This window comes from Thalassotalea loyana, assembly GCF_030161435.1.
GTDB lineage: Bacteria > Pseudomonadota > Gammaproteobacteria > Enterobacterales > Alteromonadaceae > Thalassotalea_G > Thalassotalea_G loyana.
The window spans coordinates 70,291-82,542 of record NZ_BSSV01000006.1; the positions used below are offsets into that span (position 1 = coordinate 70,291).

The window sequence follows — 12,252 nt, forward strand, 5'->3', positions numbered from 1 at the left end:
CAATATCACTGAAAATTTTGTCGTGCTATAGCAAGTAAAGATAAAGTTTGGTTGAAAGTGTTCACATATAAGTACATTTGTGAAACCTTGACGAAAGAATATACTAATGGCTTAAGAATTGCGCGGCGGCGTTCAGCTGAGTAAGTTTACAGGCCATTTTTTGAAAGGGCATACCCGCTTCCATATATACGCCACCTTGAGGCACAAAATTCCGTTTTTGATATCTATTTACATCGTCCAATGGTGCATTGATAAAAACTTCTTGCAGTTCTAATTCTTGAGCGACTCGAATAAGTCCTTGGATAACGACAGCATCGATATCTAAATGTCGATAATTAATTAATACAGCGATGCGGCTAATTTCACCCGTTGATTTAATTCTTCCCGTTGCTATTGGTTCTTGAGATTTATCGTCACAAACAAGGATATGGAAGGCGGTTTTATCGTGGCGATCAAATTCAATGCGCTTAGGTATTCGCCATTCACAGACGAATACCTTCTCTCTCACATTCTTTAATAATGGTTTAGCTTGTTGCCAATCTACGCGGCAGACACTATAACTCATCGCTTTGATCAATATACCAGTAACCCATATTGATAAGCGTAGTTAATAAGTTGACATTATTCAAAGAAGTGATGGAACTTTCTAATTCCATAGCGGTCAAAGGAGCACCGCGAGCTATCATTTTCGCTAATTCAATTGCATCGTCGCCCAAAACGAACTTATTGCCATTAACAAACAAACTTGCGTTATCACAGTTATATAGAGCTTTTATGCCTAACACTGGCTTTATAATTAAATCACCACTTGCTACAAGCTCTTCAAATGTTTGATGTGATATTTCTTCTTCCGGCTCAATAATTTCTAACGTGTGGTGGTTATGGGTGAGATAACCGCCAATAAAATTATTAAAAAGCTTTCTGTCTTTTATTGCTTCCACCATAAAGGTTTGCAAACTGGCAATATCACTGTGAGTCAATTCTTCTGGCGCGTTTGTTGGCTTGCGTTTTGGGTCACCAAAACGTGCGGTACCTAGCTCGCGATCAATCATTAGATCAGCAAAGGTCGAAATTAACTCTTGTGAACTCGGTGCTTGGAAACCAACAGAATAATTCAGTGCATTCTCAGTTGCGACACCGTCATGAGGGTGATTAGGCGGAATGTATAAAATATCGCCAGCCTCCGTAATTACATCGATAACAGGGGTAAATGCACTGACTTGTTTTAGATCTTCATGTGGTACAAGCGTTTCCAATGATTCGTCTGGTAGACCAACTTTCCAGTGGCGTTTACCAAACCCTTGGATGATGAAGACATCGTATTGATCTAGGTGAGGGCCGACACCACCATTTGGCGTAGAAAACGACACCATAACATCGTCTAATCGCCAGTTTGGCATAAAGCGAAATGGCTCTAATAAAGCATGGGTTGCTTCAGACCAATTATTGGTAGCTTGAACAAGTAACGTCCAGTCTTTGTCGCCATAATCTTCAAAACTTTCAAATGGACCATGTTCAACTGACCACATGTGATTTTCGCCTTTAGCAACGATACGTGATTCAATTTCTTCTTCCATAGCAAAACCGGCTAACTCTTCAGGCGAAACCGGATCGATAAAGTTTTTAAAGCCACCTTTTATTAATAGTGGTTTTTTCTGCCAGTATTCTTTTAGAAAGCGCTCAGGTGTTAAATCACCCCAATCTAATTGGTTCATTTTGTGTTCCTTAATCTTTTCCATTAAAAAAGGGATCCTCTTAATTGAGATCCCTTTTTAACACAAATTCGTGCGGTATTAGGTTTAAAAATAAACCTAATGAATTATTTAGTCTAGCTCAGCAATAAATGCGATTGCACGACCAATGTATGATGCTGGTGTCATCGCTTTTAATTCTGTTTTAGCTTCTGCTGGTAATTCTAAGTTATCGATAAACTCAGCCATAATCTCAGCATTAACACGCTTACCACGCGTTAATTCTTTTAATTTTTCGTATGGTTTTTCAATACCGTAACGACGCATTACTGTTTGAATTGGTTCAGCAAGTAATTCCCAGTTGCTGTCTAATTCATCTAATAAAGATTGCTCGTTAACTTGTAACTTACTGATACCTTTTAATGTTGCAGCGTAAGCAATTAATGAATGACCAAAACCAACACCTAAGTTACGTAAAACTGTAGAGTCAGTTAAGTCACGCTGCCAGCGAGAAACTGGTAGTTTTTGTGCTAAATGTGCAAATAATGCGTTCGCAATACCTAAGTTACCTTCAGAGTTTTCGAAATCAATAGGGTTAACTTTATGTGGCATTGTTGAAGAGCCAATTTCACCAGCAATTGTTTTTTGCTTGAAGTGACCTAATGCGATATAACCCCATACGTCACGGTCAAAATCGATTAAGATCGTATTGAAACGTGCTACGGCATCGAATAACTCTGCAATGTAATCGTGTGGCTCAATTTGAGTAGTAAAAGCGTTCCATGTTAAACCTAGGCTTGTAACGAATTCATTTGAGAAAGTGTGCCAATCAACATTTGGATAAGCAGAAAGGTGAGCGTTGTAGTTACCAACCGCGCCGTTAATTTTACCTAACATTTCTACCGCTGCAATTTGGTCACGTTGACGCTTTAAACGTACATATACGTTCGCCATTTCTTTACCCATTGTAGTAGGTGATGCTGGTTGGCCATGGGTACGTGCCATCATAGGAATTGTTTGGTATTCAACGGCTAAGTTTTTAATGTCAGCTAGAATTTCATCAATAATTGGCAGCACAACTTGATCACGAGCTTCTGTTAGCATTAAGCCATGAGATAAGTTGTTGATATCTTCCGAAGTACAGGCAAAGTGAATAAACTCAGTAACCGCGTTTAATTCAGCATTGTCAGCAATTTTCTCTTTTAAGAAGTATTCAACTGCTTTTACATCATGGTTAGTTGTCGCTTCAATTGTTTTAACGCGCATTGCATCTTCTTCACTGAAGTTCGCAACAATTGCGTCTAATACTGCATTTGCTTGGTCAGAGAACGCTGGAACTTCAGCGATATCAGCTTGTGTCGCTAATTTTTGTAACCAACGTACTTCGACTGTAACGCGGTATTTGATTAAACCAAATTCACTGAAAATAGGGCGTAACGCTTTAGTTTTACTACCGTAACGGCCATCTACTGGTGAAATAGCACTTAATGCTGAAAGTTCCATAATGTGGTCCCAATATAAATGATTAAATTTTGTTAATTAATTCTTGTGCGCATTCTAAGTACTTAGAACGTGCAAATAAAATGTGTCTTCTTTTACCACCGATTTGACGCCATAAAACAGCACAACGAATGCCAGCCAGTAGTAATGCGCGTATCTTTGCTTGATTCACAGGATTTTTTAGAATCTCAGGTTCACCAGCAATTTGTATCTTGGTACCAAGTGGGCTGATGACATCGACATAAGTACCAGCCAATGAACTAACAATTGTCTCACTGGTTAACTCAAAATGTTGTAATTGACGTTTGGTATCGTCGATATGTTGACCTAACTGATTTAAAGATAACGATGATTTCGCAAGCTTTCGTTCCAATGCAAGTAAGCTGACTAAATAACGCGTTACTTCAGCATCTTTTTGTTTATTCTGATTACCAAGCTGATCAACTAAAACATTTAATCCAGGACGCAGATTAGCAAGGTCACCACCGAAGACAGCAAGTGTGTTCTCCGGCGACGTTTCCATCACAGTATTCAATAAAATGTGAAGCTGCTGCTCGTCAATAACGCCGAAACGCGCGATGCGTTGTACGGCATTTGATATTTGACAAATGGCAGCAAAAGTAAACGTTTGTTCTTGAAGTGATGCCATACGTCCTCGCTATCGAATTAAGCTATTGATGATACCGCCACCAAGACAAACTTCGTCACGATAAAAAACGACGGATTGACCTGGCGTAACGGAACTTTGTTGCTCATCGAATAGAATTTCATATTCGCCATCCGACAATGGAGTAACTGTACAAGCAACATCTTGTTGGCGATAACGTGTTTTAACGGTGCACTTAAATGGCGCTTCAACGTCTTTTCGGTCAACCCAGTGAAGTTGATTCGCTATTAAACCTTTTGAAAATAGGCGAGGGTGGTTGTGGCCTTGTCCAACAACCAAGACATTGCGGATAAGATCTTTTTCAACAACATACCATGGCTCATCACCTGCATTTGCTAAGCCACCAATGCGAAGGCCTTTACGTTGGCCAAGGGTATGGTACATAAGTCCATCATGCTCACCAATTACATCACCTTCAGCTGATTCAATTTTACCCGGTTGAGCAGGTAAGTATTTTGCTAAAAAGTCTTTAAATTTGCGCTCGCCAATGAAACAAATACCAGTAGAGTCTTTTTTATCGTGAGTAATCAAATCGGCTTTTTCAGCAATAGCACGAACTTCTGGCTTTTCAATATGCCCTACAGGGAATAATGTTTGGCCAACTTGTTTATCACTTAATGTATAAAGAAAGTAGCTCTGATCCTTGTTGCTATCTAGACCTCGAATCATCGCCCACTGCCCATCTCTGAATTCGCGTTGGACATAGTGGCCTGTCGCAATATAGTCTGCGCCAAGGTCTTCACAGGCAAATTCTAGAAATGCTTTAAACTTAATTTCTTTATTGCACATAATATCTGGGTTAGGAGTACGTCCCGCTTTGTATTCTTCAAGGAAGTATTCAAATACGTTATCCCAGTATTCTGTAGCAAAATTAATCGTGTGGAGTTTAATACCGAGTTTTTCACACACTTCTTGCGCGTCTTTTAAATCTTCAGCAGCAGCACAATATTCATCTGTGTCATCTTCTTCCCAGTTTTTCATGAAAAGGCCTTCAACTTGGTAGCCTTGTTCTTTTAGCAAGTAAGCAGAGACAGATGAGTCAACACCACCAGACATACCAACGATAACTTTAGTTTCTCTTGGCTCATGATCTAGGGTTTGTGGTGCACGATATAAAGAAGATTCGGTCATTAATAATCACACAGCATTTTAAAAGGCGCGCATTATAGCATAGTGCCTTTTAATTTTAATAGCTTAGATATTACTTTTTAGGGTATTTAATTCTATTTTATTACCAGCAAGGTAGTCGTTAATGCACTCAAGCACCATAGGGCTTCTGAGCTGGCTTTCTTTTGCTTTTATTTCTTGAGCGGTAAACCAATGGCAAGCGACAATATCATCATCTAATGGGCAAGTATCGGGAAATTCTTGAAGCTCAACCACGAAGCAAAATCGTAGAAAATATAGGTCGATATTGCTGTGGTTAAATGGTCGATGGAAATAGTAGATACCCGAAGCATATTCAGGGGTTACATCAAGGCCTGTTTCCTCCTTAACTTCTCTTTTGACAGCATCAATGAGATTTTCATTCGCTTCAACATGTCCCGCGGGTTGATTGTATACGGTGACGCCGTTATCAATTTCTTCAACGAGTAAATATTTATCGTCATAACGGATGACAGCAGCAACTGTAGTGTTGGGTTTAAATTGGTCGTTTAGATGATCGTTCATAAAATTCTTATTTAATTGTTAGATATTCGCCGTTTTCTATACCGGTTAATTTATATTTACCAATCGCATAGCGAATTAAACGCAGCGTAGGAAAACCGATATTAGCTGTCATACGTCTAACTTGACGGTTTCGGCCTTCTATAATTTTAATTTCTAGCCATGTTGTTGGGATGTTCGCTCGTTCTCTAATCGGCGGTGTTCTTGGCCAGACCAAGGGTTCAGTCATTATGCTGACTTTGGCTGGTAGTGTTGGACCATCTTTTAACTCAACACCATTGCGTAGTTTTTCTAGATCTGACTCAAGCGGGTGGCCTTCAACTTGGACCCAGTAGGTTTTTTCGGTTTTTTGTTTTGGGTTAGCTAATTGGTGCTGAAGCTTTCCATCATTTGTTAACAACAATAGTCCTTCGCTGTCTTTGTCCAACCGGCCTGCAGCATAAACATGGGGTACATCGATAAAGTCTTTTAATGTTTTACGTTTTTCATCATCTGTAAACTGACTCAATACATCATAGGGTTTGTTGAACAAGACGATTTTACGTTCACCCTTAAAACCAATATCTCTACTGGTACGATGATTAGCTGTTGTTTTTCGCTTAAATTGGCCAGACCCTTTAGGTTTTGTGCGATTGCTATACGATTTTGTCACTAATTATTGCCTAAAAATTTATTACGACTTTCGTCGGGCTATTTTAATATGCGCTGAATTCCTATACTATGCGCGCACAAAAATTAATTTTGGTCATCTAGAAGATAAAATAGATGAATTACCAACGTGGCTTTATTTTAAAGAATTAAGGCTGTTATTTTCAACGGGAATATCAATGACAACGAATAAATCTAACATCATTTATACGATTACGGATGAAGCACCAGCTTTAGCGACTCAATCGTTATTACCAATTATCCAAGCATTCACTTCAAGTGCTGACATCAATGTTGAAACAAAAGACATTTCATTAGCAGGCCGTATCATTGCTAATTTCCCTAAGTACTTAACTGAAGAACAACGTATCAATGATGAATTAGCACTTTTAGGTGAACTAGCTAAAACGCCAGAAGCTAACATCATCAAGTTACCAAACATTAGTGCTTCAATTCCTCAATTACAAGCGACAATCAAAGAATTACAAGCACGCGGTTACAACTTGCCAGATTACCCAGAAGAGCCACAAAACGAAGCTGAGCAATCAATCAAGTTAACTTACGCTAAAGTGTTAGGTTCAGCAGTAAACCCTGTATTACGTGAAGGTAACTCTGACCGTCGTGCACCAGGTTCAGTTAAGCAATATGCACGTAACAACCCTCATTCAATGGGTGCATGGGCACAAGATTCTAAATCACATGTTGCAAATATGGCAGAAGGTGATTTCTACGGTAGTGAAAAATCAATGACTGTTGATGGTGCTACTGACATGCGTATCGAATTTGTTGACGCTGCTGGTAACGTTTCTGTATTAAAAGAAAAAGTTGCTTTAGAAGATAAAGAAGTTATCGATGCGTCTGTAATGAGCAAGAAAGCGTTAGTTGCATTCTTCGAGCAAGAAATCGACAAAGCGAAAGAAGAAGACGTATTATTCTCGCTTCACATGAAAGCGACAATGATGAAGGTTTCTGACCCGATCATCTTCGGTCACTGTGTAAAAGTGTACTACAAAGACGTATTTGCTAAGCACGCAGCAACTTTTGAACAATTAGGTGTTGATGCTAACAACGGTATTGGCGATGTTTACGCTAAAATCGATCGTTTACCAGCAGAGAAGAAAGCTGAAATTGAAGCAGACATTCAAGCGGTTTACGAAACTCGCCCACCAATGGCGATGGTTGATTCAGACCGTGGTATCACAAACTTACACGTACCAAGCGACATTATTATCGATGCATCAATGCCTGCTGCATTACGTGCTTCTGGTCAAATGTGGGGCCCAGACGGTAAACAAAAAGATACTAAATTTACTATCCCAGATCGTAATTACGCTGGTGTTTTCCAAGCAGTTGTTGATTACTGTCGTGAAAATGGTGCGTTCAACCCAACAACAATGGGTACAGTACCAAACGTTGGTTTAATGGCTAAGAAAGCTGAAGAGTACGGTTCACACGACAAAACATTCACTGCTCCAGGTGAAGGTGTAATTCGTTCAGTTAACGCTGCAACGGGTGACGTAATGTTGTCGCACGAAGTGTCTGAAGGTGATATCTTCCGTATGTGTCAAACAAAAGATGCACCAATTCAAGACTGGGTTAAATTAGCAGTAACGCGTTCACGTTTATCAAATACCCCAGCGGTATTCTGGTTAGACGAAAATCGTGCACATGACGCACAAATTATCAAGAAAGTTAACGAATACTTACCACAGCACGATACTGAAGGTTTAGATTTACGTATTCTTGCACCTACAGAAGCATGTAAACACTCTTTAGAGCGTTGTGGTCGTGGTGAAGATACTATCTCAGTGACAGGTAACGTATTACGTGACTACAACACTGATTTATTCCCAATTTTAGAACTAGGTACTTCTGCGAAAATGTTATCAATCGTTCCATTAATGAACGGTGGTGGCTTATTTGAAACAGGTGCTGGTGGTAGTGCGCCTAAGCATGTTCAGCAATTCGAAAAAGAAAACCACTTACGTTGGGATTCTTTAGGTGAGTTCTTAGCATTAGCTGCTTCTTTAGAACACGTTAGCCAATTCGCAGATAACGCAAAAGCAAAAGTTTTAGCAGATACGTTAGACGCTGCAACAGCGAAATTCTTAGAAGAAAATAAATCACCTTCTCGTAAAGTTAACGAGTTAGATAACCGTGGTTCACACTTCTATTTAGCAATGTACTGGGCTCAAGCGTTAGCTGCACAAACTGACGATGCAGACCTACAAGCGCAGTTCGCGCCAGTTGCTCAAGGTTTAACAAACCAAGAAGAGAAAATCGTTGCAGAATTAAATGATGCACAAGGTGTCGCAATGGATATTGGTGGTTACTACTTCCCAGAAGTTGATAAAGCATCAAAAGCAATGCGCCCGAGTGAAACATTTAACACGATTTTAGCTAACTTACTTTAATCCGTTAGTTCACGAAACAAAAAAGCTAGCCTAATGGCTAGCTTTTTTTATGTCTATTTTAGTTTAAATTTACAGCTACTCGTACGGAAGCGGATCTGTCACGTTATTTTTTTCAAACGCTTCAAGTCGCTCTTGGCAGGCACCACATTTACCGCATGCTTCCTCTCGTCCGTTGTAACAGGTCCAAGACTTACCATAGTCCAAGCCCATTTTTAAACCGTCGGTTAAAATTTCAATCTTATCATTATCGAGATAAGGGCAGTAAATTGTAACTGGTTCATAATTAGCGATTTGGCAAACATCACTCATTTTCTGAACAAATTCAGGGCGGCAATCAGGATAAATTGCATGGTCACCAGAATGTGCGCCATAGTATACTTGGCTGGCCTCTTTAGACACGGCATAGCCAACAGCGAGTGATAACAAAATCATGTTACGGTTTGGCACAACCGTTGATTTCATACTTTCTTCTTCGTAATGGCCTTCTGGAATTTCAATATCGTCTGTTAATGATGAACCAGCTAATAATTGATTAATAGCCGTAATATCTATTACTTTGTGTTCAATGTTGAGCTCTTGGCAAACAGCACGAGCATAATCAATTTCTTTTACATGTTTTTGCCCATAATCAAAGGTAAGGGCATAAACTTCTTTGCCATCTCTTAAGGCGCGGTTAAGTACGGTAAACGAATCCATACCACCTGAATAAATTACAACAACTTTTTCAGTCATTTAACGATCTCTTAGGGTATAATTAGCCAGTCGAGTCTAATCACTCGGCATGATTTAAAATATGTTGCTAATTTTACTGCAACTTTTCAAGAAGGCAAAAGCTAAGTGTCAAAACACAACTATAAAATCAATGAATTATTCGAAACTATCCAGGGTGAAGGTAGTTTTACTGGGCAACCGTCGATTTTTATTCGTCTACAAGGTTGTCCAGTTGGTTGTAGCTGGTGTGATACAAAACATACCTGGGAAATTGATGATAGTTTACGTATTCCTGTCAATGACATGCTGACTAAGAGTCAAGAAGATGAGCGTTGGGCTAATTTAACGCCACAAGATATGTTGCATGTTTTCAAAGATCGCGGTTTTAAAGCAAAACACATTGTGATAACGGGTGGTGAGCCATGTATGGTCGACCTCAATCCAATGTGTGAAGCATTTGAGGCTGAAGGGTTTTCCTGCCAAGTAGAAACTTCAGGGACCTTTGAGATTTTAGTGTCTACTGACTGCTGGGTTACAGTTTCGCCAAAAGTAAACATGAAGGGGGGCTATGCCATCCTACAAAGTGCCATGTCACGAGCGAATGAAATCAAGCACCCGGTTGCAACAGAGCAACATGTTGACGATTTAAAAGCCTTGTTGAAAAAGCATCAAGTCGAGCAAACGCCAGTTTACTTGCAACCCATCAGTCAAAAAGAACGTGCTACCAAACTAGCAATTGATACCTGTATTAAAAATAACTGGAGATTATCTGTTCAAGTTCACAAATATTTGGGGATTGAATAAGCTCTATTGAATTAATAGTCTATTTGGCGTTTAAACGGTGGCAAAGAGTCTAGTAAGTCTTTGCCATATCGTTTTGTAACAACGCGTCTATCTAACAACGTAATTTTACCGCTATCTTTTTCATTTCTTAATAAACGACCACAAGACTGAATCAGTTTCTTTGATGTTTCTGGGACAGATAGCGCCATAAATGGATTTCCACCTTTAGCGGTGATGTATTCTGCGTGAGCTTCTTCTACTGGTGATGTTGGAACAGCGAAAGGCAACTTTGTAATAATTAAGTTTGTCAGTAATTTCCCGGGTAAATCTAATCCTTCTGAAAAGCTTTGTGTACCGAATATAATGCTTGTAAGACCTTTTTCAATTCGGTTTTTGTGCAAATCAATAATAAACTGACGAGAGTGTTCTCCTTGGACACTTATCGACATTTTATGCTCTCTTCTAAGTGTCTTAGCAACTTGTTCCATTTGCCAGTATGAAGAAAACAGTACCAAACTTGCTTTCTCATCTTTTAATAAGCTCGGTAGCTTCTCGGCAATTTCATCTGTGAATTTATCTGCACTGGGTTCGTAACTCATCGTTGGGACATGTAACAGCGCGTTTTGTTGATAATCGAATGGTGAATCTACATGTAAATATTGGCTACCATCATTAGTACCGAGGCCAGCTTGACGTTTAAAATGATCAAAGCTATTCAATGCGCGCACCGTTGCGGAACAAAGTACGGCACCTTCACATTTAGACCATAAGTTGTCTTCTAATGTAAAACCCACTTCAATCGGGGATGCACTAACTATGATATCGGCTTTCTTTCCTTTTGACTGCTCAACCCACCGAGCGAGTGGCGCTGCCTTTTCGCTGTCTGTCTTTTGGAACATAAACCATAAGTTGTTGAAATTTTCGAGACGCTGAATAAAGAAACCCGATTCTGCCAAAAGCGCTTCTGCAAGGTATGCTTTAGTATCGCCATCTTTAACCGACTCCATTAACGCATTGTACAACTTGTTCAATGCACTCAATGCTTTTTGACTAGCGTTTGTTAAATCTTCTGCCCAATGCTTCATCGTTTTGGGTATTACACCATGTTCGAAACGATATGCTGATTCTTGAGCAAAATAAACGGCGCTGTTAGTTTGTAAAAATTCGTTAACCTTCGTCATATCCGTCAAAATATCTGTCACATAATCGGCTAGCTTGATCGACGGTTCAATTGCACTTCGTTTATCAACTAGCTTAGCGATATTATCGCCACAGGCACTGATTTTACTGAGCCAATCGATTGAACCTTTTACCGCGATACTAGCACTAGAATGGTCACGCGTTACTTTTGGCAGGTGATGAGCCTCATCAATCACGTAAAAACAATCCTCTGGTTCAGGTAAAATTTTACCACCACCAAGCTCTAAGTCAGCGAGTAGCAAACTGTGATTAATAACGAGAACATCGGCCAATAACATGGCTTCTCTGGCAACATGAAAAGGGCAATTTTTATGTTCATCTAAATGTCGTAAACAACTGTGTTTATCCGATTGAATTTGTTGCCAAATGTAATGAGGGATGGGCGTAGACCATGAGTCAATATCGCCTTGCCAACTACCATCATTCAATGCCTTATGCATCGCCTTTAATTCGGCTAAGTCATCTTCTTTTGGCTTTTCGGCAAAAGTAAAACCAACCTGTGCCTCAGACTCTTCATGACAGGCTAACGCTAATTTTTGTCTGCAGACGTATCGTTGTCTACCTTTGACTAATGTAAACTGGAAATCTAATTTGCTGTGCTTTGATAAAAAGGGCAGGTCTTTGTCTACTAATTGCTCTTGCAAGGCGACAGTTGCCGTAGAGATACATACCTTTTTCTTGCGTGCTAGCGCTAAAGGAATCGCTCCGAGGGAATAAGCAAGCGATTTACCGGTTCCTGTCCCGGCTTCAATCGTAATGATTTTACGATCTTTCGCGTATTCTCCAGCTAGTGTTTTCGCTATTTCGGCTATTAATAAAGTTTGTTGTTTCCTAGGGGTAAAATTCTCTAAGCTTTCGCCAATTGCTTTGTATGACTTTCTAATGATTGTTTTAATTTTATCGCTTAACATTCGTTGAGCTATTCCCTATAAAGGCGGCATCTAGTAAACTGCTGTATATAATACCAGTT

The 12,252-nt window shown here is 39.6% G+C and carries 11 protein-coding genes; 2 read left to right on the plus strand and 9 right to left on the minus strand.

The genetic code is table 11. The features are described from left to right. Nucleotides 1-103 precede the first annotated feature (103 nt). The 7 genes from QQK05_RS13225 to QQK05_RS13255 form a co-directional block, all read right to left on the minus strand. On the minus strand, nt 104-565 hold the full coding sequence (locus QQK05_RS13225; protein ID WP_284299391.1) for a GNAT family N-acetyltransferase: 462 nt from the start codon (nt 563-565) through the stop codon (nt 104-106). Next, complete coding sequence (locus QQK05_RS13230; RefSeq protein WP_284299393.1) at nt 555-1,715, minus strand: cupin domain-containing protein; 1,161 nt, start codon at nt 1,713-1,715, stop codon at nt 555-557. The genes QQK05_RS13225 and QQK05_RS13230 overlap by 11 nt, the downstream gene beginning before the upstream one ends. A 108-nt stretch (nt 1,716-1,823) precedes the next feature. Continuing rightward, nucleotides 1,824-3,194, minus strand: coding sequence for an adenylosuccinate lyase (gene purB, locus QQK05_RS13235; protein WP_284299395.1), 1,371 nt, complete (start codon nt 3,192-3,194; stop codon nt 1,824-1,826). A gap of 22 nt (nt 3,195-3,216) precedes the next feature. After that, nucleotides 3,217-3,840, minus strand: a complete 624-nt coding sequence (hflD, locus tag QQK05_RS13240; RefSeq protein ID WP_284299397.1) for a high frequency lysogenization protein HflD — start codon at nt 3,838-3,840, stop codon at nt 3,217-3,219. Between the two features lie 9 nt (nt 3,841-3,849). Next, complete coding sequence (gene mnmA / locus QQK05_RS13245) at nt 3,850-4,989, minus strand: tRNA 2-thiouridine(34) synthase MnmA (RefSeq protein WP_284299399.1); 1,140 nt, start codon at nt 4,987-4,989, stop codon at nt 3,850-3,852. A 63-nt stretch (nt 4,990-5,052) separates the two neighbouring features. Further along, entirely contained in the window at nt 5,053-5,529 is a 477-nt protein-coding gene (locus tag QQK05_RS13250; RefSeq protein WP_284299401.1) for an NUDIX hydrolase, read from the minus strand. Between the two features lie 7 nt (nt 5,530-5,536). After that, nucleotides 5,537-6,178, minus strand: a complete 642-nt coding sequence (locus QQK05_RS13255) for a pseudouridine synthase (RefSeq protein WP_407704891.1) — start codon at nt 6,176-6,178, stop codon at nt 5,537-5,539. A gap of 175 nt (nt 6,179-6,353) precedes the next feature. Here QQK05_RS13255 and QQK05_RS13260 point away from each other — a divergent pair, with 175 nt between their 5' ends. After that, entirely contained in the window at nt 6,354-8,588 is a 2,235-nt protein-coding gene (locus tag QQK05_RS13260; RefSeq protein WP_284299403.1) for an NADP-dependent isocitrate dehydrogenase, read from the plus strand. Nucleotides 8,589-8,663: 75 nt separating this feature from the next. Here the strand turns inward: QQK05_RS13260 and queC are convergent, their stop codons facing one another. Beyond that, on the minus strand, nt 8,664-9,320 hold the full coding sequence (queC, locus tag QQK05_RS13265) for a 7-cyano-7-deazaguanine synthase QueC (protein ID WP_284299405.1): 657 nt from the start codon (nt 9,318-9,320) through the stop codon (nt 8,664-8,666). 105 nt (nt 9,321-9,425) lie between these two features. Between queC and queE the strand changes: the two genes are divergently transcribed. Then, complete coding sequence (gene queE, locus QQK05_RS13270) at nt 9,426-10,103, plus strand: 7-carboxy-7-deazaguanine synthase QueE (RefSeq protein WP_284299406.1); 678 nt, start codon at nt 9,426-9,428, stop codon at nt 10,101-10,103. 11 nt (nt 10,104-10,114) lie between these two features. On the opposite strand, the gene dinG is transcribed toward queE, so the two are convergent. Then, the gene (gene dinG / locus QQK05_RS13275; protein ID WP_284299407.1) at nt 10,115-12,193 is read right to left on the minus strand and encodes an ATP-dependent DNA helicase DinG; all 2,079 of its coding nucleotides are present in this window, start codon (nt 12,191-12,193) and stop codon (nt 10,115-10,117) included. Nucleotides 12,194-12,252: the final 59 nt, after the last annotated feature.